Genomic DNA, 22,730 nt, shown 5'->3' on the forward strand with positions numbered 1-22,730 from the left:
ACCTGCACTGTTACACACGTCGATGAGAACTTCTCGCTCAATGTAACGAAAACGTGACATTAGGTCACTGATTGGTTACAGTTGTGAAGGTCGGTCGCGAGAGTGCCGACTTCACAGCGAGAACCGCACGCCACGCTCGCTGTGAAATCACTAAGGACCGAAAGTGGCGGTTGGGATTCTTCCAATAGGTGACGAGAGGAAAACGTGGCAAATAAGCAGCATGGCCGCCGAGCCGCAGAAGCCAAGGTCAAGACTCCCTTGACCGAACTGACCGATATCCTGAACGCCAACTCCGCCGTCTTCGGACGCCGTGCAGCCGTTGTCGCTGCCAGCGGTGGCCTGCTCACCGCAGCAGTTCTTCCGGCAGCAGGACAGGGGGCCGACGACAAGGCCTCAGTCTCCGCGGAGTCAGAAGCTCAGACACAGGTCGAGTTCAAGAACCAGTCGGCGACCGTCGCTGCGGACGAAGGCTCGTCTTCTCAGGGCAAGGACAAGAAGCAGAGCGCCTCCATCGGTGTCGATGTCGAGAACATCACTGCTGAGGCCGCTCCCAAACCGAAGCCGAAGCCGAAGCCAGAACCCGTCGAGACCACCGAAGACGAACCAGCCGACGAGGCTGCTCCGGCTCCAGAACCCGCAGAGGACAACTCGGGCGACTCCGCCAACACCGGTTCTTCGGATTCCGGCGACGAGGACAAGGGCGAGAGCAAGGACTCCGGTTCCGATGCAGGCTCAATGGACGGCTCCAAGGCGGAGCAGGTCATGAGCTGGGCAGAGAAGGGAACCGGCACGCCCTACGTCTACGGCGGAACCTCCCAGAGCGGTTGGGACTGCTCCGGTTACACCAAGTGGGTCTACGGCAAGGTCGGTGTCGATCTGCCTCGCAACTCGGGCGGACAGAAGGCCGCTGGCCAGGTCGTCTCCCAGTCGGAGGCAAAGCCCGGTGACCTCATCTGGCACCCGGGACACGTCGGCATCTACGCCGGTGACGGACAGATGTACGATGCCGGCTCACCAGGGTCAGGCACCTCGAAGCGCAGCTACAGCTGGATGGGTGACGTCACCTTCATTCGCGTTCTCTGATCCAGTTCTACGAAGAAACCCCTCGTCCGCCTTGATGGTCCCAGCCGGACGAGGGGTTTTTCGTGCCCTGCCGCGATGCTGCGGTCTGGGGCGCTGCCTCAGCTGCAGTCTGGAGCTTTGTCGCTTCCGTCGTAGTCGACGGGCAGCTTGCCTGAGGCTCTGAGATCGCCCTTGAGCCATTTCGCCACGGCCTTCAGCGCATTGGGATTGCTGTCATAGGCCGTCACGGCCGACTGTGCCGGGGTATTGCGCATCGTCCACGGTGCAGCGGTGCCGACTGCCACCTCGGCGGAGGTGTCCGGGCTCAGGCTCACGCTCGTCCCACCGGAGCCGACTGTGAGACCCGCGTCCTTGGCCGCCTTGGTCAATTCGCTCTTCTCCTTCTCGCTGCCGCCGACGATGGAGATCGAGTCGGTGCCCTCGAATGCGCACTCCCCCTTGAGGACCGTCAGTGATTTCTCGGCCACATCGGTGAGGACCTTCTGCGGATCCTCGGCACCGGCTGGCCCGGAGCCGTCCCCACCGGAGTCGCCCCCTGGCCCGGAGCCGTCCCCACCGGAATCGTCGGTCATCGACTTCTGGGTCTCGGCGGTGGCCAGCTGCATCGCCACCACGCGCTTCGCCTTCTTCTGCAGATCGGACTTCTTCAGGTCACCGTCCTTCATGGCCTTGGCCACCGCCTTCTGTGCGGCGGCAGAATCCGGTGGCATCAGCGCGAGATCCGCGCCTGCGGACAGCGCCTTGACGGTCTCTTTCCCGCTCTGGTTCTGGTCCACGGCCTTCATATTGAGGGCGTCGGTGATGATGACTCCGTCGAAGTCGAGCGTGTCCCGCAGTGACTTGTAGGCCTTCTCATTCAGCGTCGCCGGCGTCGTCTTCGCATCCGGCAGGCCGATGTGTCCCATCATCACTATCGGGATGCCGGCCTTGACGGCGGACTTGAACGGCAGCAGGTCCGTGTCTTCGAGTTCCTTGATGCTCTTCTTCGACACCGGCAGACTCTCGTGTGAGTCGACGTGAAGTCGACCGTGGCCGGGGAAGTGCTTCGCGGAACTGGCGACACCGCCGAGGTGGTATCCGGTCGCGGCTTGCGCGACCACCTCGGCGGCTGTCTTGTGATCGTCACCGGCCGAACGCACGTTGATGGCCACGTCCTTCTCACCTGTTGTGACATCGGCGTCGGGAGCGAAATCGATGGTGAAGCCCAGGTCGGTGAGGTTCTGGCCCTGCACCTTGGTCGCGGTCTGCGTCAGTTCGGGATCCTGGGTGGCTGAAAGCGCCATCAGCGGTGGGAACGGCAGCGCGCCGGTGCCAAGCCGCGAGACCGGACCGCCCTCCTGATCGACGCCGATCGACACGGGCTGTCCCTTCGAACGTGACGCGTTGACTGCTTCGGTGACGCCCTTGACCTGGTCAGGAGTCGGATTCTCGGGCAGATTGTCGGCCATGACGATGACCCCGCCGAGGTCGTTGTTCTTCAGCAGATTGACCCCGGTCTGGGTGTCGGTGCCCGACCAGGTGCCGATGATGAGGGACCCTGCCAGCTCATCGTCGGAGAACGATTCGACGATCTCCTTCGCCTCGTCGGCGAAGTCAGCGGGGCCGATGTCTGCGGGCTCGGCGGCCTTTTCGGGTTCGGCCTTCTGTGCCGATTGCGGGGCTCCGGCTTCCCCGGTCTTCTCCGGTTGCGGGTCGGACGTTCCGCCGGAGCAGCCGGTCAGGGCGAGCACGGCGGCTGCAGCGATGATGCCAAGTCTGGGGCGCATAGCACCATGCTAATCGTCGAAGATGAACCAACGGTCGAACGCGGGCGGGGCGTGCCACCGCTGGTTCGGACGTCGGCGCTGCTTCGGACTTCGGCGCTGCCTCAGAGCCTCTCTCCGGCGGCGAGTCGCCTGACGGTCTCCTTCGCACCTCGTTCGTGCAGGGAGTGCAGAGCTGCCAGGTAGTGCTCGGTGAAGCGGGGCTCGTCAGCCAAAGCACCGAAGAACTGCTCCTGCCGGACGAAGGCCAGGATGTCCTCCGCTTGTGACGACGCGACCTGCTGCAGCTCACCGGCATAGCGATCGACGATGGTGAACGCCGCCCCCTGCTCATCGCTGCCTTCGGCGTAGCGAGCCCACGATGCGCAGATCGCGGCCGAGACTTCAACCTGCGCACCCGAGGCAAGATTGTCACCGATGACGGGGACCAGCCATTTGGGAATGCGGTCGGAGGACTCGGCACCGAGGCGAGCCAAGGTGTCGCGTATCTCGGGATTGCTGAAGCGTTCGATGAGAGAGTCCTTGTACCCGTCGAGGTCGATGCCCGGCAGCGGTTCAAGGCTCGGTGTGCCCTCCTCATCCATGTATCTGCGCAGGTAGACCGCTATATCCGGGTTCTCCATCGCCTCGTGGGCATAGGTGTAGCCGGCGAGGAGGCCGAAGTAGGCCAGCCCCTGATGCCCGGAGTTGAGCAGACGCAGCTTCATATGCTCGTAGGGTCTGACATCGTCGACGACCTGGACACCGGCCAGTTCGTACGGGGGCCTGCCGGAGGTGAACCTCTCCTCGAGCACCCACTGGAAGAAGGGTTCGGCGACCACAGGCCAGGCGTCCTCGATTCCGACTTCATCACGCAGATCGGCCCGATCGTCATCGGTGGCGGCCGGGGTGATGCGATCGACCATCGCGTTCGGGAAGGCCACATGCACGTCGATCCAGTCGGCGAGCTCGGGGTCGACTAGTCGGGCGAAGGCGCCGAACATCTTCTTCGCCACATGGCCGTTCTCCGAGATGTTGTCACACGACTGCACGGTGAATGGGGGCACACCAGCATCGCGGCGGCGGCGCAGAGCCTCGATCACATATCCGAAGACCGTGCCCGGCAGCGCCCCCGCTGCCAGTGCGGCCACATCGGCGACGATCATCGGATCCTCGGAGATGAACTCCCCGGTCACCGGGTTGACGTTGTATCCGCCCTCGGTGACGGTGAGCGAGACGATGCGGATCCTCGGGTCGCCGAGGAGGTCGATGAGTCCCTGCGGATCGTCGGGTCCGTAGCGGTAGTCGATGATCGATCCGATTACCCGTCGTTCGCGGGTGCCGTCTGGGTGTTTGAGTGTCAGCGAGTAGAGGTGATCCTGTCCGGCCAGTGCGTCTCGCATGCGCACATCGTGGGGCAGGACACCGGCTCCCACGATTCCCCAGTCCGCGGCTCGACCCGCGCTCATGACGTCATCGACGACCATGGCCATATGGGCCCGGTGGAAGCCGCCGACGCCGAAGTGCACGATGCCCGGAGTCACTGTGCTCCGGTCGTAGTCGGGGACGGTGACGCCGCGGGCCGCAATCTGGTCGAGGTTCGATCCGCGCAGGGGCAGCAAGTCTGAGGCTGGGCGGGCACGGTCAACGTGTGCAGAATCTGGGGAATTAGACATCACTTCACCGCACCCATCGACAGGCCCTGGACGAGTTTGTCCTGGGCGGCGATGCCTGCGACGAGCACCGGCACCGAAATGATCAGCGAGGCCGCACACACCTGGGACAGGAACAGCCCCTGGGAGGTGACGAAGCTGGTGAGGAACACGGGCGCTGTCGATGCCGCCGTCGAGGTCAGGACGTTGGCGAAGAGCAGTTCGTTCCACGAGAAGATGAAGCAGATGAGTGCCGTGGCCGCCAAACCGGGTGCGGTCAAAGGCAGCAGGATCTGCATGAATACACGGGGAAGCCGGGCACCGTCGAGCTCAGCGGCCTCGAGCACCTCAATGGGCACCTCGGCGAGGAATGATCGCATCATCCACACTGCGATGGGCATGTTCATCGCGGAGTAGATGATGATGAGGAGGAGCCAGGTGTCGAGGATGCCGAATGCCTGCGCGACCAGGTAGACGGGCAGCAGTCCCGCGACCATCGGCAGCATCTTGGTCGAGAGCAGGAAGAAGAGCACGTCCGACCAACGTTGGATCCGACGAATGGCCAGCGAGTACGCGGCCATGGTCGACAGCACCAACACGATGAGGGTGGACACGATCGCCGCGACCGCCGAATTGATGAGGGCGGGCCAGGGACTCGCGCCGCTGCCGCCGCCGAAGAAGTTGGAATAGGACTCCAGCGTCAGCGGCGCGAAGAAGCTGGGCGGGTTCGTCGAGGCATCGGTCTCGGCATGCAGGCTGGTCAGCAGCATCCACAGCAGTGGGGACACGAAGAGGAGGCCCACCAGCCAGGCCAAGAGACCAAGCAGGACCTTGCCGATTCGGCGCTGGCCCGGGCGTCTCTGCGCACTCGCCTTCTTCCGGGAACGATTGGCTCCGATGTCTGGGGTGGCCGTGATGTCTGGGGTGCTCATGAGTTCTCCTCCTTGAGCAGAGTGGACGCGGTTCGCAGCGCGAAGGTCGCGATGACAAGTGAGGCGATGACGACGATGACACCAACGGCGGAGGCGACTCCATAGTCTTGGGCCACGAAGAATTCCTGGTAGATGACATAGGGCAGATTCGCGGTTCCGAGTCCGCCCGAGGTCATCGTGAAGACGGTGTCGAAGTTCTGCACGATGTAGATGGTGCCGAGCAGCGCCGCGAGTTCGATATAGCGTCGCAGGTGCGGCAATGTGATGAATCGGAATGTCTGACCCGGTCCGGCGCCGTCGACCAGTGCCGCCTCGTAGACGTCCATGGGACGCGACTGCAGACCCGCCAGCATGATGAGCATCATGAACGGGGTCCACTGCCAGACGAGGACGATGCCGATTCCCAGCAGCGGATAGGTGCTCATCAGATCCGGCTGCGGGGCGTTCTCACCGAAGACGCTGGTCAGCAGTCCGTTGACCAATCCGTAGGACGGGTTGAAGATCGCATGCTTGAACAGCAGCGCCGCAGCCACGGGCACGATCAGGAACGGGGTGATCATCAGCGTGCGCACGAACCCGCGGCCGATGAACTTCCGGTCAAGGAGAAGCGCGATGGCCAGACCCAGCACCGCCGAGACCAGCACGACCGAGACGGTGAGCCCGATGGTGACGAACACCGCGCGCAGCAGATCCGCATTCGTGAAGACGGTGATGTAGTTCTGCAGGGTGCCGAAGCTGATGTCATCGGGATAGGCGGCGTTCCACTTCATGAACGAGATGACGATCGTGATCGCGAAGGGAATCTGCGTGACGAGGATGACGAAGATCAGCGCCGGCAGCATGGGGACTCGCCGCGACCACCGCTCTCGAGCGCTCGAGGATGCGGGCCTGGGCGATGTGGGCGCGGGCGCCGCCTGAATGCGGCGATCTTGCGCAGGAGCTGACATGGACAACCTCCGGTGATGAGTGGCGGTGGGGCCGGGGTGCCTGGGCGGAGACGCGAACGCCTCCGCCCAGTGCGTCTTCTACTTCTTGTACTTGTCTCCGACCTTCTCTGCTTGCTTCTGTCCCTTCTCAAGCGCCTTGTCCACCGTGGTGCGTCCGGCTATCGCCGAACTGACGTCCTCGGAGATGCCCGTGGCCAGGTCGGCGAATTCGGGAATGGTCACGAACTGCACTCCGAGAGTCGGGCGCGGCTGCACACCGGGGTTCTTCGGATCTGCCGAGTTGATGGCGTCCTCGGTCTGCTTGTAGAACGGTTCCGCGGCCTTCTGGTAGTCCGGGTTCTCATAGGTCGAGGTGCGTTTGCCGGCGGGCACATGCTGCCAGCCCAGTTCTTCGGCGACGGTCTCTTCATAGTCCTGTGACGAGGCCCAAGCCACGAACTGCTTGGCGGCATCCTGGTTCTTGCCTTCCTTCTGGATACCCCAGGCCCACGTGTAGAGCCACGAACTCGACTTCGTCTCCTTCACCGGGGCTGCGACATAGCCGATCTTGCCCTTGACTGGAGAGTCATCGGCTTCGAGGGTTCCCGTTGCCGCCGTCGAGTCGTACCACATCGCAACATTGCCCTGCTGGAGGTTGGTCAGGCACTCGGTGTAACCGGCCTGCGGTGCTCCCGATTCGCCGTGGTCCTTGATGAGATCGACGTAGAAGTTCGTCGCCTCCTTGAACTCCTTCGAATCGACCTGTGCGTCCCAGTTCTCATCGAACCAGGTTCCGCCGAAGGTATTGACCACGGAGGTCAGGGGCGCGAACATCTCTCCCCATCCGGGCAGGCCGCGCAGGCAGATGCCCTTGGTGGCCTTCTCGGCACCGTCGACCTTCTCTGCCAGATCGGCGACCTCGTCCCAGGTGGGATTCTCCGGCATCGTCGCCCCCGCCTTCTCGAAGATGTCCTTCCGGTACATCAGGAAGGACCCCTCCCCGTAGAACGGCTCTCCGTAGATCTTGTCCTCATAGGTCATCGATTCGGCCATCGGGGCGAGAATGTCGTCCTGGTTGAAGCCCTCGGCATCGACGACGCCTTCGTCCATCGAGGTCAGCCACCCGTTCTTGGCGTAGGTCGGCACTTCGTAGTTCGACATCGAGGCCACGTCGTAGTTGCCGGCCTGCGCGGAGAACTCCTGCCCGATCTTGGCGCGGACTTCGTTCTCCGGCAGCACCGTGTAGTTGACCTTGATGCCGGTGTCACTGGTGAAATGCTCCGCAGTGAGCTTCTGCAGGTCCTGCATCTGCGGATTGTTGACCATGAGAACGTTGACTTCTTCATTGCCCCCGCCGCTCGAACTTCCCCCGGCGCCACCACACCCTGCGAGTGTGAGTGCTCCGACCACTCCGATGGCCGCCGCTGTGACAGCCCGGCCCGTGATCTTCTGCTTCATCGTAATTGCCTTCCCTCGTCATTGCGGGATTGCTGCCCGCCATCGGGTGTGCTTGACGAAATACATATGAGCATCCGTGCTCACATGTGCAATACTGTGTCATAATCTGAACAGATGTGCAATAGATCACATATGAGCGGCAGACTGATCGCTGTGAATGTGATCTCCGTGGGTTCGGAAGGGAGAGTCATGAACACAGCACCCACCGCCAGACACCGCCGGTTCCTGGCTCAGCTGGCCAAAGAGCACTATCTCCAGGGCAGCTCGAAGGTGGAGCTGGCCAAAGCGCACGGACTCAGCCGGTTCCAGATCGCTCGTCTGCTGCAAGAGGCCGTTGACTGCGGAGTCGTCACGATCTCAATCGAAGCCGATGCCGCTCACGAAGACGGCAGGGCCGAACGGCTCGCCACGACGCTTGGGCTGAGGTCGGCCGTCATCGTCGAATTCGAACACGAGACCCACGCCGCACAGCGGATGGGGCGTGCCGCGCTTTCCTACGTCGATCGTCATGCCCGCCCGGGGATGCGCATCGGACTGGCCTGGTCACGCACGCTCGACGCAGCAGCAGAATTCGCCCCCGCACTCCCCCGGTGCACAGTCGTCCAGCTCGCCGGTGCGCTTCAACTCGGTTCGCATCGGCCCAGCGCCGGGATCTTCGCCCGGTTGGGACAGGATGCCGCCGTGACCATGGTTCGACTGCCGGCTCCACTCCTGGTCACCGAGGCGGACACCGCTGCAGATCTCAGTGCCCTGCCTGAGATCTCCGGTGCCCTCGCTGCCGCAGACGATCTCGATCTCGCGGTCATCTCGGTCGCCGCATGGGCGCAGGAACAGTCCTCGGTCTGGGAGAAATGCAGCCCGGAGCAGCGAGCGGCAGGGCTGGCCGACGGTGCGGTGGCCGAAGCCTCCGGGCGCCTCTTCGACGCTGCCGGGGCCGAGGTCGACACGATCGACGATCGAGTCATCGCTGTCACCCTGGACCAGCTGCGCAACGCAGCCACGACCGTCGGTGTGGCTCGCGGAGCACAGCGCGCCGAGGCTGTCCGTGCAGCCTGCGCCGCCGGAATCCTCGATGTCGCCATCGTCGACGAGGCGCTGGCCCGAGAGATCCTCGACGCTCAGGTGCAGGTTTCAGCGCGGACCGAGGAGCCGTGATGGCTGCCGACCTCGAACCGCGCGAACTGGTCGCCGGCGTTGATTCCTCGACGCAGAGCTGCAAGGTCGTCATCGTCGATGCCGCCACAGGTGAGATCCTGCGCAGCGGATCGGCCCCGCACCCGGTCGGCACTGAGGTCGATCCCGAAGCCTGGTGGTCGGCCCTGCAGGAGGCGATCTCTGACGCAGGTGGGTTCACTGACGTCGCCGCCGTCAGCATCAGCGGACAGCAGCACGGCCTCATCTCTCTCGACAGTCACGGGCAGGTCATCCGCGACGCTCTGCTGTGGAACGATCTGCGCAGCGACGCGGCAGCGCGGGCACTCATCGCCGAGATCGGGGCAGAAGAGTTCGTCGACCGGGCCGGCATCGTTCCTGTTGCGTCCTTCACCGGGGCCAAGCTGCGGTGGCTGCGCGATCATGAACCCGACAATGCCTCCCGCGTGGCAGGCGTGGTTCTGCCGCATGACTGGTTGACCTGGCGGCTGTTGGGCTACGGGCCAAGCAGCTCATCCGCCCCACGGGGCCCAGACCTCGAGGCGCTCGTCACCGATGCCTCCGATGCCAGCGGAACCGCGTACTTCTCCGCAGTCACCGGCCGCTACGATCTTGAACTCTTCCACACAGCATTCGGCGCCTCAGCACGGGAAGCTGCCGGACCCAATGCTCAGTCGGACCCCAACAGCGCACCCCACACCGCTCCAGTCGTCCTGCCTCGTGTCCTCGGGCCCCACGAGAGCGCCGGACACACACCCGAAGGCATCCTCGTCGGCCCCGGTGCCGGGGACAATGCGGCGGCTGCGCTCGGACTCGGAGCCGGCCCGGGCGACGTCGTCATCTCGATCGGCACCTCGGGGACGGTCTTCAGTCCGACCCGTCTGGAGATCAACGACCCTTCGGGGATGGTCGCCGGATTCGCCTCGGCCGACGGTGGGCGCCTTCCGCTCGTCGCCACGCTCAATGCCGCCCGCGTCCTCGACTCCGCGGCAGTGCTGCTGCGCGCCAGTCATACAGACGTGGCTGCGCTGGCACTGGCCTCGACACCTGGGGCGAACGGCCTCACCCTCGTCCCCTATTTCGAGGGCGAGCGCACCCCCAACCTTCCGGATGCGACAGCCCGTCTGGAGGGGATGACATTGGCGAATTCGTCCCCGGAGAACGTCGCTCGGGCGTTCGTCGAGGGCATGCTGTGCGGACTGGCCGACGGACTCGAGGCGGTGCTGCGACAGGGCCTGAGCGTCGAACGGCTGCTCCTCATCGGCGGGGCAGCCCGCAACCCGGCAGTGCGAGAGGTGGCCAGAGACATCTTCACCGTCCCCATCGACGTACCCGAACAGGCCGAGTACGTGGCCATCGGGGCCGCCCGTCAAGCGGCCTGGACACTGACCGGAACCTCGCCGAGGTGGCAGGTCGAGCTCGTCGCGACTCTGCACCCGAGACCATCACGTGTACGCGAGCAGTACCGCTCTTACGCCCACACCAGCATCACTCCCGATACCGGCACCACTCCCGAAGCCAGCCTCACTCCCGATGCCGGCGTCACCGGCAACACTGCTACCACCACAATCACCGGCGGCACCACCCCCGCCGACGAGAACTCAGACAATGATCACCGCGGATCGTCGGGTGCCCACGCACCCGTGGAAGGTTGAGATTCACCATGGCAACAGTCACTTTCGATAAGGCAATGCGCCAGTACCCAGAGGCGCTCACTCCCTCGGTCAACGAGATCAGCCTCGACATCGCCGATGGCGAGTTCCTCGTCCTGGTCGGTCCCTCAGGCTGCGGAAAGTCCACGACTCTGCGCATGCTCGCAGGCCTCGAACCCGTCGACGGCGGGCACATCAGAATCGGCGAGGACGATGTCACCGGGGTCTCTCCCCGCGAACGCGACATCGCGATGGTGTTCCAGAACTATGCGCTCTACCCACATATGAGCGTCGGAGAGAACATGGCCTTCGCACTCAAGATCGCCGGTGTGGGCAAGGCCGAACGCAATGAGCGAGTTCGTGAGGCCGCTCAGCTGCTCGACCTCGAGCCCTACCTCGATCGGAAGCCGAAGGCTCTCTCCGGCGGGCAGCGGCAGCGCGTGGCCATGGGACGCGCCATCGTGCGCTCTCCGCAGGTGTTCCTCATGGACGAACCTCTGTCCAACCTCGATGCCAAACTGCGGGTCCAGACACGTGCACAGATCGCTTCCCTCACCCGCCGCCTCGGCGTCACCACTGTCTACGTCACCCACGACCAGGTCGAGGCGATGACGATGGGCGATCGCGTCGCGGTGCTCGCTGACGGACGGCTGCAGCAGGTGGACACTCCGCGAGCCCTCTACGATCACCCCGCCAACCTCTTCGTCGCAGGCTTCATGGGCTCTCCGGCGATGAACCTCATTGACCTTCCGCTCCAGGACGGGGCGCTGCACCTCGGCGAGTCCGAGATCCGGTTGAGTCGAACGCAGCTCTCGGAGCTCACGGCTGATCGGGTGACGGCCGGAATTCGGCCGGAGGACTTCCGTCTCGAACAGACCGGCGGCCTGGAAGTCAGTGTGGATCTGATCGAAGAGCTCGGCGCCGATGCCTACGTGCATGGTCGGGCGACGACCGGCGGCGACGACAAACTGATCGTCGCCAGGGTCAGAGGGCGCACGCGCGTGGCCAGAGGTGACAGGGTCAGAGTCGTCCCGGAACTCTCGCGCCTCCACCTCTTCGATTCGCAATCGGGTGCACGACTGTCTGATGAGAGTGAGCATACGGCCTGAATGTGACGGCCGATAAGTGGTCAGAAGCCAGAAAACCCGGCGCGGAATACTATGATCGATCCATGGTCGATTTCGCACGCTCACCCCGCTCCACCATCGGAGTCGAATGGGAACTGGCTCTGTTGGACGGGGACAGCCTTGATCTGACTTCCGCCGCGGAGGTTCTCCTCGCTGATGTCGCGCAGCGTGCACCCGAGTTCGAGAAGCGGATCGTGGGCGAGATGCTCACGAACACGATCGAACTCGTCACCGGTGTCCACCAGCAGGTTTCCGGAATCGCCGAGGATCTGGCCGCGTCCATGGGTGCCCTGCGCACGCTCACCGAGGACCGTGGGATCGAACTCATGTCCGCTGGCACACACCCATTCGCCCAGTGGCAGTCCCAGGAGGTTCGCGCCAAGAATCGCTACCTCGAGCTCGTCGACCGCACCCAGTGGTGGGGTCGGAACATGCTCATCTTCGGCGTACACGTCCACGTCGGAATCGACTCCCGCGACAAGGTGCTGCCGATCGTCAACGCCCTCCTCGCCTACGTCCCCCACCTTCAGGCGCTGAGTGCATCATCACCCTTCTGGGGCGGGACCGACACCGGCTACGCGTCGAACCGGGCGATGATGTTCCAGCAGCTGCCGACCGCGGGACTGCCGTTCCAGTTCGAGGCGTGGTCGGACTACGAGAAGTACGTGGCCGACATGCTCACCACCGGCATCATCGACAACATCAATGAGATCCGCTGGGATATTCGTCCCGCCCCGAACTGGGGAACCGTCGAGGTCAGAGTCTGCGACGGTCTGCCCACGCTCGAGGAGATCACTGCGATCACGGCCCTCATCCAGTGCCTTGTCGACGACTTCTCCGCTCGCCTCGATGCCGGTGAGACCCTGCCGACGATGCCGGACTGGTTCCACGACGAGAACAAGTGGCGTGCCGCCCGTTACGGAATGGACGCCATCATCATCGAGAACGCCGAAGCCGATGAACGCCTGGTCACCGAATGCCTGGCCGATGAGGTCACGCACCTGGCCCCGGTGGCACAGCGACTGGGCTGCGTCGACGAACTGAACTCCATCACTTCGATCATCGACCGCGGTGTGCCCTACCAGCGGCTGCAGAACGTGTTCAAGGACAGCGAATCACTCACCGAGGTGACTCGTTCCCTGATCAGCGACCTGCGCACCTCGTATACCTGAGGTCTTCGAACCGCGAGCCCGCCGCACCCTCCCCCCGATAAACGGGTCAAGCGTCGAGATACGCACGCCCAAACGCGTTTATCGACGCTGGCCCCGCTTGTCGATGAAGCCGTCGTCGGGGTCCGCTGCGGCCCGTCAACGGCCGCGACTCACAGATAGGGGCGCAGGAGCTCCAGCAATTCCGGCAGGGACGCAGCGACACCGGAGTGCAGCTTGAGATCCGTGAGCTCGTCGATCGGCACCCAGGCGAGCTCGATGCTCTCAGGATCACTGATGACCGGTTCGAAATGACGCACGGCCCGGGCGATGACCGTCGTGTACGACCAGTCCCCGAGGTCGAGGACATGGGTCTCGAGGACTTCGATCCCCGAGGCGTCACTGTCGGGGACACCTGCTTCTTCCCAGGACTCCCGGACTGCCGCGTCGAGAGCGGATTCGCCCAGGTCACGGGCGCCACCGGGGAAGCCCCAGGTTCCTCCCTCGACCGACCACAGGGCGCGGTGCTGCATGAGGATCCCCTGCGCAGGGTCAAGCAGCATCAGTCCTGCTGCCCCGTTGAGCCCCCAGTGCTTCTGCCCGTCCGAGCCGAGAGTCCATCCATCGCCTGATCGCCGAGGCGGCAGGTAGTCCGGCAGATCCTTCGAGTTCGGACCGTATGCGGTCTCATCGCGTGAGGCACCGCTGCGTTCGTGAGTGTAGGCGTTCTGGTCGCCGGCGTTCGGGTCAGACGAGGACATGATCGACATCCAATGATGAGACTGCGGCAAATGACAGGTCGCTGGGTCCGATTCCACGGCGGACGAGTTCGGCACCGAGAGCTGCGACCATGGCTCCGTTGTCCGTGCACAGACTCAACGGCGGTACCCTCAGCTCCACCCCAGCCTCGGCGCATCTGGCTCCGAGGACCGCGCGCAGGTGGGAGTTCGCGGCGACTCCCCCGCCGAGGACGACGTGGCTGATTCCGGTGTCGGCCGCCGCCAGCAGGGTTTTGGTCACGAGGACGTCGACGACGGCGTCCTCGAATCCTGCTGCGATGTCGGCGACCCGTAGGTCCGTGCCCAGTGTTTCGGCCTTCGTGACCTCCCGCAGTGCGGCGGTCTTGAGTCCGGAGAACGAGAAGTTGAAGCGACGTTCGGGATCGCGCAGATCCTGCTTCTTCGCCAGTCCGCGGGGGAACTTCACAGCGGTGCGGTCACCGGGGATTCCGCTTCCGTCGAGCGCTCCGAGAGCGGCCTTTGAGATGTTCGGCCCACCCGGGTAGTTGAGTCCCAGCAGCCGTGCGGTCTTGTCGAAGGCTTCGCCGGCGGCATCGTCGATCGTGGCGCCGATGAGTTCGATGTCATCGACGAGGTCTCCGATGCGCAGGATCTCGGTGTGCCCACCAGAGACGAGGAGTGCGATGGTGGGAGTGGTCAGTCCGTCGACGTCGGCGGCGATGAGGTCCACCGCCACATGTGCGGCGAGGTGGTTGACCCCGTAGAGCGGCAGGTTGAGTGCCGCGGCGAGGCCCTTGGCGGCCCCGACTCCGACCATCAGCGCACCGCTGAGGCCTGGGCCAGCGGTCACGGAGATGGCGTCGAGGTCGCTCAGCGCGATGTCTGCCTGATCGCAGGCCGAGGCGATGGCTGGCCCGATGGCCTGGACGTGTGCGCGTGAGGCGACCTCGGGGACCACACCGCCGAAGCGAACGTGTTCATCCATCGAGGAGGAGACCGTGTTGGTCAGCAGCGTCCGGCCCCGAACGATTCCGACTCCGGTTTCGTCACAGGATGATTCGATGCCCAGCACCAGCGGTTCGCTCATCTGCCGTTCGCCCCGTCCTCGCTGTCGTCCGTTTCGCTGTCATCCGTTTCGCTGTCATCCGTTTCGCTGTCATCCGTTTCGCTGTCCTCAAGTTCGAGGTCCGCATAGAGTGCGAGCAGCTCGTCCTCTCCGGCCTCGGCGACGTCGAGGCCCAGGACCCGAGCGAACAGGCGCAGGTGGGTGTCCCACATCGGCCCGAAATCCGCGGCCTTGAGACGAGCGCTCTCGACGTCGGGCGCGGACTGGGTGAAGATCAGGAGGGTCGCATCCCCGTCCGTCAGTTCGAGTGCGAGCAGCGCCATCCCCAGCACGCCGAAGTCATCGAGCTCGACGAGGACATGGTCCTCAACCTCGCAGCTGAGGATCTCACCGTTCAGTGTGGTCTCACCGAGGTCGAAGGTGATCGCAGGATTGGGATCCTCCCCGTCACTGTTCTCAGAGTCGTCTCTGTCAGTGCCGGCTGCGGCTTCGTCGACGGTGAAGGACGCGAACCAGGACCTGGCGGTTTCGCTGTCGACGAGCTTGGACCAGACGGTCCCGATGTCGACCGCCAGCGGCAGCTCGATGACAAGATCGGTGCCGTTCTCCCATTTCACAAGGCGTGGACTCGTGCTCGTCATGCTTCCACCCATGCTTCGTTGAGGGCCGTGATCTCGTCCTCGGCCAGCTGCAGCTCGGTTCCCGCGAGCAGTTCGCTCAGCTGCTCGGGCACCCGTGCCGAGGCGATGGTGGAGGGAATGAAATCGTGTGACAGCTGCCAGGCCAGTGTGGTTGCGGTCATGGTTGCGTTGTGCGCCGAGGCCACGTCGTCGAGGATTTCAAGAGCGCGAAGAGCCTCTTGGTTCTCGAGGAAGTCGGCGACGCGTTCACCGCGCACGCTTCCGGTGGAGTCTCCGCCGGTGTGCTTTCCCGTGAGGAATCCCGAGGCCAAGGAGTGGAAGGGCAGTTCCGCGATGCCGTTGGACCGCAGGTAGGCCTGCTTCTGTGCATCCACCGCGCTGCGAGCAACGAGGTTGTACCGATCCTGGACGACGCGGTAGCACGCCAGTGAGTACTTCGCGCTGATCTTCATGGCCGACTGCAGTCGATCCAAGGTGAAATTCGAGGCGCCGAGGTAGCTGACCTTCCCGGAGCGCACCAGTGCGTCGAAGGTCTCCGCCACCGCCACCTGATCGACGCTCTCGTCGTCGGCGTGGGCGTAGTAGACGTCGACGTGGTCCGTGCCGAGACGACGCAGGGAGGAGTCGATGCATTTGCGGATATTGGCTGGGTCGAGCCCCTTGTGCTTCGGATGCATTCCGACCTTGGTGGCGATGACCATGTCATCACGGTTGCCACGCGAGGCCATCCATTCGCCGATGATGGTCTCCGACTCACCGCCGGAGTTGCCGTCGACCCACACGGAGTAGGCATCCGCTGTATCGATGAAGTTTCCGCCCGCCTCGGCGTAGGCGTCGAGGACTGCGAAACTCTGATCCCGGTCAGCACCCCAACCGAAGGGATTGCCGCCCAGATGCAGGGGGTGGACCATCAGATTCGTGTCAGCAAGTTGCACTCTTTCCATGGCTCCAGCCTACCCTTGGCACTGGCCTGCGGCGGTATGGGGCGCAGGTTAGGGCAGGCTAGACTAAGATGAAAACAAGCACTGTAGTTGCCCTGACCATCGCGACACTCCCGAATCATCGATCTCTCAATGAGGAAACATCATGACTGAAACATTCTCAGCTCGCCTCAAGGCCAGCACAGCCACGATCCACGACGAGGTCGAGCACACGAATTTCATGGTCGATCTCATGGAGGGCAGGCTCGACGCACGCGCCTACGCTCTCCTGCTCAAGCAGTACACGGTCATCTACGCAGCCCTCGAGGCGAAGACCCGGGAGTTCGCCGAGGACCCGATCTTTGCACCTTTTCACGATGCGAATCTGTTCCGAGCTGAGCGCATCGTCCGGGACCTGCAGGAACTCACCGACTCGGAGGAGTTCACGCTCAACGACTCAGACCTGCCCACCACCCGCAGCGCCGAAGCATATGCGAGTCATCTCGGCCACCTCGACAAGCCTGAGCAGGTCATCGCGCACCACTACACGCGCTACCTCGGCGATCTCTCCGGCGGGCAGGCCATCGGAGCGCTCATGGGCAGGCACTACGACATTCCTGCCAGCGCGCTGACGATCTGGGACTTCACCGAACTCGGCAAGACGAAACCGTACAAGGACTCCTACCGTCTGCGCCTCAACGACATCGCAGGCACCGGTGGGAACGAGCAGACCGTCATCGATGAGACGATGACCGCGTTCGAACTCAATGGCGAACTTCTTTCGGAGCTGACGTCCTTGTCCGATCGTCGCACAGCCGTCCGTCACGCAGCCGACCGTCACACGGCCGGCCGTCACACGGCCGGCCGTCCTGCCGCAGCCGGTCCCGCTGCCACCCGTCCCGCTGCTTCGTCTGTCTCCTGAGCTGTGCTCGGCTGCTCCTGAGGGCGGAACCGAAGGATGTAAGCTGAATCCGCATTCTCGCTGCAACGACGAACAGTTCGAGAGACAAACATGGATTCACACCAGCTGTTGGCATGGGCCCTTGTGGCCGTGATCGGAGCTGCCACACCCGGGATCGATCTCATGATCGTCCTCCGGTCAACACTGCTTCACGGCAGGCGCTCCGGTTTCGCAGCCGTCATCGGAGTTGAAATGGGTCACGCCGTCTGGGCGATCGCCAGCCTCATCGGCCTCACAGCCCTGCTGGCTGCATCCACCCTCGCCTACGACGTGGTGCGGATCGCCGGAGCCTGCTATCTGGTCTGGCTCGGATGCACCGCGATCTGGAAATCGCTGCCCCGCAACCGAGCAACGGCCACCGAGGCTGAAGATCTTCCCTCACAGAGCACTGTCAGTGCGGTCCGCAGCGGCATGACCAGCAATCTCCTCAACCCGAAGGTCGGGGTCTTCTACATCAGCATCCTGCCCCAGTTCCTGCCGACAGTCCCGACGGCCGCCGGATGGGGTGTGCTGCTCGTGGCCATCGCGCTGGCCATCGGCACGGTGTGGCACGCCGCCATCGTTCTTCTTGCCACCCGTGCCCGCGGCATCCTTACCCGTGAACGAGTCAAGGTCTGGCTCGATCGCACGAGCGCCGCGGTGATGATCGCACTCGGCGTGCGTCTGGCGACCGAAGCTCGGGCGTAGACCGACCACCGTGTGTGGCCTGCCGACTGCACGCAGCTTGAGTCTGTGAGCGGCCGGCGACTCTCCCCTATGGGTGGAAGCGCATGAGGATCGCGTCGGCACCCGGGTAGTAGTCGGGGCGTCTGCCCCATTCGGAGAATCCGAAGGAACGGTAGAGGCCCAGTGCCGGTTCGTTGTGCTCATCAACCTCGAGATGCACGGCCTGGGCCCCTCGGCTCAGGGCCCAGTCGATCCCGACCCGGAGCAGCTCTCGCGCGATGCCCTGACCGCGTCCAACCTCGGTGGTGGCAATGGTCATGACGTCCGCTTCACCGCCAGCGGCTGACATCACGATCCACCCGGCCAACGCCGAGGTGGGGGTCCGTGCCGCGAACATCGCCGTTCCAGCCTGAGCCTTCACAGCCCAGTAGTACGTCAGCGTCCACGCGGTGGGGCCGAAGACGGCGGCATCATGGTCCGCGACCTCCTCCAGATCCCACCAGCGCAGTTCATCGATGCCTGCCTGTTCGTGCGCCGCGCCCGTGCTCATCTCCCTGCACTCATTTCAGTGGGCTCATTTCAGAGGGCTCTCACGCACCGGTGTCGACTTGGCGTCGGGCTCGCGCAGGTATTCGGGAACCGGTTCGGCGAGCTCTCGCCCGGCCGCGATCTCGCTGGCTGCGGCAAACGCGAGGTATTCAGCGCGTGGGTCGACGATCGCAGGGAACCTGGACTGCCCGAGGACCTCGGGATAGAGGAGAAGTCCGCGGCCGAGGCGACCACTGATGTCCGTCTGGCCTTCAGCTGCGAGGACACCGTCGACCTCGGCAGGCTTCGCAACGAAGGGTCCGGCCTGCAGCGACGCGTCGCAGCTCTCGTAGACGCTGAAATAGACTTCCTTGCGTCGTGCGTCCGCGGCGATGAGCACCGGCCCTTTGGTCTGAGCATTCGTTCGACGCAGCTCCTCGGCGAGAGCGGCCTGGGACAGAAGGCCCCTGACCGGGATCCCACGAGCCTGACCGACCGCGATGGCTGCGGCGATGCCCACGCGCAGCCCGGTGAATGGTCCCGGACCGATTCCGGTGACGACGAGGTCAGGCTGAGCCGAATGCGCAAGCACCTTGGCCAGAGCAGGTCCGATGAACTCGACGTGCCTGCGCTGGTCATCGGCTTGCTCTGCCGCCAGGACGGTCCCGGATTCGGTGTCGACCAGAGCCACCGAGGCGGCTTGGGAGGTATCGATGCTGAGTATGATCACTGGCTGTCCTCCTCGTCGATGGACCCATCTGACCCGTCGAATTCGCTGACCTCGATCGCACCTGCCAGGGTCCGGAGCGAGTCTCTCACCTGCTGCAGCCGTGCATCCCAGGAGCTGCCGTGGCCGTGCAGTTCAATAAGGCGGCGTTCGTCCTCGTCAGCATCCTCGTCCCCGTCAGCCTCGTCGGCGTCATCCTCGTCAGCCTCGGTGACTGCGTTCGATCCTGCCGCGCGCTCTGCTCCATCTGCTGCGTCTGCAGCGAGGTCGAACATCGGCGTGATCGTCAGTCCGAGGTAGTCGCTGCTCAGCTGTTCGGCGAGTCCCGCACCCCATTCGACGACGGTGATCGACTCGTCGAGCTCCGAGTCGAGGTCGAGGTCCCCGAGCTCCTCGGCGTCGGAGATTCGGTAGGCGTCGACGTGCACGAGCGCAGGACCGTCGCTCAGTGAAGGGTGTTCGCGGGCGATGACGAAGGTGGGTGAGGTGATCCGCCCGGCGACTCCCAAGGCCCGCCCCAGGGACTGCGTGAAGGTCGTCTTCCCCGCGCCGAGGTTGCCGCTGAGGATGAGGAGATCACCTGCCCGCAGGTGCCCGGCAAGCACCTCGGCGAAGGTCCTCATCTGGTCAAGGGAGCTCAGCTGAAGTCTCATCACAGACCTCCGCCGTCGACAGGTTGTGGCTCCACTTCCATGCGGTCGACGCGTTCACTGATGCGAGTGACGATCTCGTAGTTGATCGTATCGGCCCAGGTCCCCCATTCGGCCGCGCTGGGACCGTCGGGGCCGAAGATGACGACCTCATCGCCGATGGCGACCTCGCCGGCACCGACCTCGACGATCATCTGATCCATCGCGATCCGACCGATGACGGGATAGCGGGTGCCGCGGATGGAGACCTCGGCCCTATTCGATGCCGAGCGAGCGAGCCCGTCGCCGTAGCCGCCGGGAACCAGCGCGAACCGGGTGTCGGCCGCCGCTGTGAACGTGAGCCCATAGGAGGCGCCGTGACCGCTGGGGACGTCCTTGAGATTGACGATCTGGGAGACCAGTCGCATCACCGGCACCAGTCCCAGGTCCTGGGCAGTCTGATCGTCGAGTGGGGAGAGACCGTACAGTGACAGGCCCACCCGAGCCGAGGTGCCCGGGAGCGGTGAGAGTGTCAGCGCGGCCGGCGAGTTCGCAATGTGGACCTCGAGTCCATCCGATTCGCCGAGGCGGCCCTGGGCCTCGTCGAGCACCGCCGTGAGCTCCCGGTGGGCTGAGTCGAAGACGTGCGTCTGCTGCGCGGTCTCGACACGTTCGGGTTCGTCCGCGACGGCGTAGTGGCTCATGATGCCCACGATTTCAAGACCCGGGGCAACCGACCTCGCATCAGCCTCATCCGACTCCGGCCGGGCATCCAGGCTCCGCAGCTTCTCGAGTGCACGCTTCCAGTCCGCAGGAGCCAGGCCGTTGCGGCCGAGCCCGGTGTCGACCTTGAGGTGGAGGCGGGCGGTGGAGTTCGTACGGCGGGCCGCGTCTCGCAGCCGATCGAGGCTGTCCACTGTGGACACGCCCAGCTCGATCCCGGCGGCGACGGCAGCGTCGAGGTCAGTGGTCGGTCCGTACAGCCATGCTGTGATGGTGACGTCGTCTCCCAGCAGCTCCCGCAGGTGCAGCGCCTCACTGACGGTGGCCACGCAGAAGTCCCGCCACCCGGCGGCGAACAGCGCCGGGGCGACGATGTCGATGCCGTGGCCGTAGGCGTTGGCCTTGACGACGCATTTGAGTCGGGCGGGAGCGAGCCGTTCGGCGAGGGCCGCGGCGTTGGCCTGCAGCGCGGCCACGTCTATCTCGGCCCTCACCAGTGCCCCTGAAGTATCGGTTGATGTCACTGAATAAGAATACCGTGGACCGTCATCTTTCATTCCGACAGGGACCCGCTGACTCGATCAGGGATCTGCTCACTCGATCAGGGATCCTCTCACTCGACCAGGGATCCTCCGTGGATGAGCTCCCCTGCCACCTCGGCGACGGCATCGCCGAGTGCTCCGGCGTTCACAGCCCGTCGACCCGCAGCATTGTGCACCAGCACGCCGAGTCCGACGATGTGGGCCAGTTCGCGTTCCGGCAGCGCTGGCTCATGCTGATTCTTCGCGTGGAAGGTCGCGACCAGAGCACCGATGATCCCGGCCAGCACGTCCCCGGACCCTGCGGTGGCCAGGCTGGCCGGTCCGACCTCGGGGAGCACGCAGAACCCGTCCGGGGCGGCGATGACGGTCTGGTGTCCCTTGAGCAGGACGATGCAGCCGCTGGACTGTGCGGCTCTCTGCGCCCAGCCGATGGGGTCGGCGTTGATTCGGCTCGAGGTGATGATCTCGCCCAGCAGCCGGCTGAGCAGCCGAGCCAGCTCGCCGGCGTGCGGAGTCAGGACCACGGGTCTCTCTGCCAGCCACGTGCCCTTGACCGACTCTGCGCGACCGACCATGTCCAGTGCCCCGGCGTCGAGGACGACGGGAACGTTCGTGTTCGCCAACGCGTCGACGCAGGCGTGGACGTATTCGTCCTCCGGGTTACCTGGGCCCATGACCACGGCGTTCATGCGGCCCGAGGCGGTGACCACCTCGGCGTGGAGGCCGATGACGTATTCGGCGACCATCTGGGACCCCAAGGACCGGACCATGCCGACCCCGCAGTTGACCGCCGAGGTGGTGGTCAGCACTCCTGCACCCGGGTACTCCTCGGACCCGGCGAGGATGCCGACGACTCCGCGGGAGTATTTGTGGCCGTCCGGTTGGGGGCGGGGGAAGTCCGCGTTGAGATCATCGGTGTCGACGACCTCGGCGGTGGCCTGGTTCTCGTGCAGTTCGAGGCCGATGTCGACGAGGTGGACGGTGCCGGTGAATGCGGCGACGCGGGGGTCGATCAGCTCGGCTTTGAGTCCGCCGAAGGTCACGGTGTGGTCGGCGTGGATTCTGTCTTCGGATCCTGCTTCGGCCGGGGACAGGTCGGACGGGATGTCGACAGCGATGAGCGTCTGTGGGGTAGACGTGCCGGCACCGGACCTGGATGTGCCGGCGCCGGCAGCACTGTTTGTTCTGGCGGAGTGTCGCCAGTCGCGAATGAGCGCGGCGATATGCTCGGGCAGGCCACGTCGGCCACCGGTGCCGAGCATGCCGTCGAGGACGAGATCGGACCGGGAGAGTTCCCGCAGCACATCGGCGCGTAGTTGTGCCCCGACCTCGGCACTGCACTGGCCAGGCGCCTCGACGCTCGGGCCAGCGGTCTCTTCCTGACTTGGGAAGCCGATGACACTGGCTCCGGCCCGACGAGCCGCGGCCAGTCCCTCATCGTGGGTGCGCTCGAAGAGTGTGACGACGGTGATGTGAGCCCCGCGCCGGGCCAGTGCCGCGGCGGCGAACAGTGCGTCTCCGGCGTTGTTGCCAGGACCTGCGAACACGCACACACGGGAGCCGAAGATCTGACCCCGAGACTCTCGCAGCACATCGGCGCAGAAGTGGGCCAAGGCGCGAGAAGCGCGAGCCATCAGGTCGACGCCCGCGTCGAGAAGGGGTCGTTCGGCCTCGACGATGACGGTGCTGGGATAGGCGAAGACTGACATCAGTGC

21 protein-coding genes are annotated in these 22,730 nt (G+C 64.6%); 7 read left to right on the forward strand and 14 right to left on the reverse strand.

The window, feature by feature from the left end; translation table 11 throughout:
* Positions 1-204 precede the first annotated feature (204 nt).
* The gene (locus HX613_RS14620) at positions 205-1,083 is read left to right on the forward strand and encodes a C40 family peptidase (protein ID WP_235345980.1); all 879 of its coding nucleotides are present in this window, start codon (positions 205-207) and stop codon (positions 1,081-1,083) included.
* Positions 1,084-1,181: 98 nt separating this feature from the next.
* On the opposite strand, the gene HX613_RS14625 is transcribed toward HX613_RS14620, so the two are convergent.
* The 5 genes from HX613_RS14625 to HX613_RS14645 all read right to left on the reverse strand — a co-directional run bounded on the left by HX613_RS14625 (position 1,182) and on the right by HX613_RS14645 (position 7,793).
* A complete protein-coding gene (locus HX613_RS14625) occupies positions 1,182-2,849 on the reverse strand; it encodes a glycoside hydrolase family 3 N-terminal domain-containing protein (protein ID WP_235345981.1) in 1,668 nt (555 codons plus the stop codon).
* 101 nt (positions 2,850-2,950) lie between these two features.
* Positions 2,951-4,501, reverse strand: coding sequence for a mannitol dehydrogenase family protein (locus tag HX613_RS14630; RefSeq protein ID WP_235345982.1), 1,551 nt, complete (start codon positions 4,499-4,501; stop codon positions 2,951-2,953).
* Positions 4,501-5,409: a carbohydrate ABC transporter permease gene (locus HX613_RS14635; RefSeq protein WP_235345983.1), complete on the reverse strand. Its 909-nt coding sequence runs from the start codon at positions 5,407-5,409 to the stop codon at positions 4,501-4,503. Before HX613_RS14635 ends, HX613_RS14630 begins: the two co-directional genes overlap by 1 nt.
* A complete protein-coding gene (locus tag HX613_RS14640; RefSeq protein ID WP_198397101.1) occupies positions 5,406-6,251 on the reverse strand; it encodes a carbohydrate ABC transporter permease in 846 nt (281 codons plus the stop codon). Before HX613_RS14640 ends, HX613_RS14635 begins: the two co-directional genes overlap by 4 nt.
* A 183-nt stretch (positions 6,252-6,434) precedes the next feature.
* A complete protein-coding gene (locus tag HX613_RS14645) occupies positions 6,435-7,793 on the reverse strand; it encodes an ABC transporter substrate-binding protein (RefSeq protein ID WP_235345984.1) in 1,359 nt (452 codons plus the stop codon).
* Positions 7,794-7,982: 189 nt separating this feature from the next.
* Here HX613_RS14645 and HX613_RS14650 point away from each other — a divergent pair, with 189 nt between their 5' ends.
* The 4 genes from HX613_RS14650 to HX613_RS14665 all read left to right on the forward strand — a co-directional run bounded on the left by HX613_RS14650 (position 7,983) and on the right by HX613_RS14665 (position 12,896).
* Positions 7,983-8,948 carry a sugar-binding transcriptional regulator gene (locus HX613_RS14650; protein WP_235345985.1) on the forward strand — a complete coding sequence of 322 codons (966 nt, stop codon included), beginning with the start codon at positions 7,983-7,985 and terminating at the stop codon, positions 8,946-8,948.
* Positions 8,948-10,600 (forward strand): xylulokinase, encoded by a 1,653-nt coding sequence (locus HX613_RS14655; protein WP_235345986.1) that lies wholly within the window; start codon positions 8,948-8,950, stop codon positions 10,598-10,600. The genes HX613_RS14650 and HX613_RS14655 overlap by 1 nt, the downstream gene beginning before the upstream one ends.
* 8 nt (positions 10,601-10,608) lie before the next feature.
* Entirely contained in the window at positions 10,609-11,706 is a 1,098-nt protein-coding gene (locus tag HX613_RS14660; protein WP_235345987.1) for an ABC transporter ATP-binding protein, read from the forward strand.
* Between the two features lie 62 nt (positions 11,707-11,768).
* Positions 11,769-12,896: a glutamate--cysteine ligase gene (locus HX613_RS14665; protein ID WP_235345988.1), complete on the forward strand. Its 1,128-nt coding sequence runs from the start codon at positions 11,769-11,771 to the stop codon at positions 12,894-12,896.
* 149 nt (positions 12,897-13,045) lie between these two features.
* On the opposite strand, the gene HX613_RS14670 is transcribed toward HX613_RS14665, so the two are convergent.
* From HX613_RS14670 to HX613_RS14685, 4 genes are read right to left on the reverse strand one after another with little or no spacing between them, the layout of a single operon-like run.
* Entirely contained in the window at positions 13,046-13,642 is a 597-nt protein-coding gene (locus HX613_RS14670) for an NUDIX domain-containing protein (RefSeq protein WP_235345989.1), read from the reverse strand.
* The gene (tsaD, locus tag HX613_RS14675) at positions 13,620-14,699 is read right to left on the reverse strand and encodes a tRNA (adenosine(37)-N6)-threonylcarbamoyltransferase complex transferase subunit TsaD (protein ID WP_235345990.1); all 1,080 of its coding nucleotides are present in this window, start codon (positions 14,697-14,699) and stop codon (positions 13,620-13,622) included. The genes HX613_RS14670 and tsaD overlap by 23 nt, the downstream gene beginning before the upstream one ends.
* A complete protein-coding gene (locus tag HX613_RS14680; protein ID WP_235345991.1) occupies positions 14,696-15,319 on the reverse strand; it encodes a hypothetical protein in 624 nt (207 codons plus the stop codon). Before HX613_RS14680 ends, tsaD begins: the two co-directional genes overlap by 4 nt.
* A complete protein-coding gene (locus tag HX613_RS14685; RefSeq protein ID WP_235345992.1) occupies positions 15,316-16,263 on the reverse strand; it encodes an aldo/keto reductase in 948 nt (315 codons plus the stop codon). The genes HX613_RS14680 and HX613_RS14685 overlap by 4 nt, the downstream gene beginning before the upstream one ends.
* A 142-nt stretch (positions 16,264-16,405) precedes the next feature.
* Here HX613_RS14685 and HX613_RS14690 point away from each other — a divergent pair, with 142 nt between their 5' ends.
* The gene (locus HX613_RS14690) at positions 16,406-17,161 is read left to right on the forward strand and encodes a biliverdin-producing heme oxygenase (protein ID WP_235345993.1); all 756 of its coding nucleotides are present in this window, start codon (positions 16,406-16,408) and stop codon (positions 17,159-17,161) included.
* A 90-nt stretch (positions 17,162-17,251) separates the two neighbouring features.
* Positions 17,252-17,887: a LysE family translocator gene (locus HX613_RS14695; protein WP_235345994.1), complete on the forward strand. Its 636-nt coding sequence runs from the start codon at positions 17,252-17,254 to the stop codon at positions 17,885-17,887.
* 67 nt (positions 17,888-17,954) lie between these two features.
* Here the strand turns inward: HX613_RS14695 and HX613_RS14700 are convergent, their stop codons facing one another.
* The 5 genes from HX613_RS14700 to HX613_RS14720 form a co-directional block, all read right to left on the reverse strand.
* Positions 17,955-18,416, reverse strand: coding sequence for a GNAT family N-acetyltransferase (locus HX613_RS14700; RefSeq protein ID WP_235345995.1), 462 nt, complete (start codon positions 18,414-18,416; stop codon positions 17,955-17,957).
* 24 nt (positions 18,417-18,440) lie between these two features.
* Positions 18,441-19,124, reverse strand: coding sequence for a tRNA (adenosine(37)-N6)-threonylcarbamoyltransferase complex dimerization subunit type 1 TsaB (gene tsaB / locus HX613_RS14705; protein ID WP_235345996.1), 684 nt, complete (start codon positions 19,122-19,124; stop codon positions 18,441-18,443).
* Complete coding sequence (tsaE, locus tag HX613_RS14710; RefSeq protein WP_235345997.1) at positions 19,121-19,774, reverse strand: tRNA (adenosine(37)-N6)-threonylcarbamoyltransferase complex ATPase subunit type 1 TsaE; 654 nt, start codon at positions 19,772-19,774, stop codon at positions 19,121-19,123. The genes tsaB and tsaE overlap by 4 nt, the downstream gene beginning before the upstream one ends.
* Positions 19,774-20,997 carry an alanine racemase gene (gene alr, locus HX613_RS14715; protein ID WP_235345998.1) on the reverse strand — a complete coding sequence of 408 codons (1,224 nt, stop codon included), beginning with the start codon at positions 20,995-20,997 and terminating at the stop codon, positions 19,774-19,776. Before alr ends, tsaE begins: the two co-directional genes overlap by 1 nt.
* A gap of 89 nt (positions 20,998-21,086) precedes the next feature.
* Complete coding sequence (locus HX613_RS14720; protein ID WP_235345999.1) at positions 21,087-22,724, reverse strand: NAD(P)H-hydrate dehydratase; 1,638 nt, start codon at positions 22,722-22,724, stop codon at positions 21,087-21,089.
* Positions 22,725-22,730 lie beyond the last annotated feature (6 nt).

Source organism: Brevibacterium sp. UCMA 11754, assembly GCF_021532275.1.
Lineage (GTDB): Bacteria > Actinomycetota > Actinomycetes > Actinomycetales > Brevibacteriaceae > Brevibacterium.

Bases quoted from the DNA above. Each gene is read 5' to 3' on its own strand.
- HX613_RS14670 (WP_235345989.1), bottom strand. From the start codon at position 13,642: ATGTCGATCATGTCCTCGTCTGACCCGAACGCCGGCGACCAGAACGCC.
- HX613_RS14660 (WP_235345987.1), top strand. From the start codon at position 10,609: ATGGCAACAGTCACTTTCGATAAGGCAATGCGCCAGTACCCAGAGGCG.
- tsaE (WP_235345997.1), bottom strand. From the start codon at position 19,774: ATGAGACTTCAGCTGAGCTCCCTTGACCAGATGAGGACCTTCGCCGAG.
- HX613_RS14720 (WP_235345999.1), bottom strand. From the start codon at position 22,724: ATGTCAGTCTTCGCCTATCCCAGCACCGTCATCGTCGAGGCCGAACGA.
- HX613_RS14695 (WP_235345994.1), top strand. From the start codon at position 17,252: ATGGATTCACACCAGCTGTTGGCATGGGCCCTTGTGGCCGTGATCGGA.
- HX613_RS14640 (WP_198397101.1), bottom strand. From the start codon at position 6,251: ATGCTGCCGGCGCTGATCTTCGTCATCCTCGTCACGCAGATTCCCTTC.
- tsaD (WP_235345990.1), bottom strand. From the start codon at position 14,699: ATGAGCGAACCGCTGGTGCTGGGCATCGAATCATCCTGTGACGAAACC.
- HX613_RS14630 (WP_235345982.1), bottom strand. From the start codon at position 4,501: ATGTCTAATTCCCCAGATTCTGCACACGTTGACCGTGCCCGCCCAGCC.
- HX613_RS14635 (WP_235345983.1), bottom strand. From the start codon at position 5,409: ATGAGCACCCCAGACATCACGGCCACCCCAGACATCGGAGCCAATCGT.
- HX613_RS14680 (WP_235345991.1), bottom strand. From the start codon at position 15,319: ATGACGAGCACGAGTCCACGCCTTGTGAAATGGGAGAACGGCACCGAT.
- HX613_RS14685 (WP_235345992.1), bottom strand. From the start codon at position 16,263: ATGGAAAGAGTGCAACTTGCTGACACGAATCTGATGGTCCACCCCCTG.
- HX613_RS14650 (WP_235345985.1), top strand. From the start codon at position 7,983: ATGAACACAGCACCCACCGCCAGACACCGCCGGTTCCTGGCTCAGCTG.
- HX613_RS14700 (WP_235345995.1), bottom strand. From the start codon at position 18,416: ATGAGCACGGGCGCGGCGCACGAACAGGCAGGCATCGATGAACTGCGC.
- HX613_RS14665 (WP_235345988.1), top strand. From the start codon at position 11,769: ATGGTCGATTTCGCACGCTCACCCCGCTCCACCATCGGAGTCGAATGG.
- HX613_RS14655 (WP_235345986.1), top strand. From the start codon at position 8,948: ATGGCTGCCGACCTCGAACCGCGCGAACTGGTCGCCGGCGTTGATTCC.
- HX613_RS14625 (WP_235345981.1), bottom strand. From the start codon at position 2,849: ATGCGCCCCAGACTTGGCATCATCGCTGCAGCCGCCGTGCTCGCCCTG.
- HX613_RS14690 (WP_235345993.1), top strand. From the start codon at position 16,406: ATGACTGAAACATTCTCAGCTCGCCTCAAGGCCAGCACAGCCACGATC.
- HX613_RS14645 (WP_235345984.1), bottom strand. From the start codon at position 7,793: ATGAAGCAGAAGATCACGGGCCGGGCTGTCACAGCGGCGGCCATCGGA.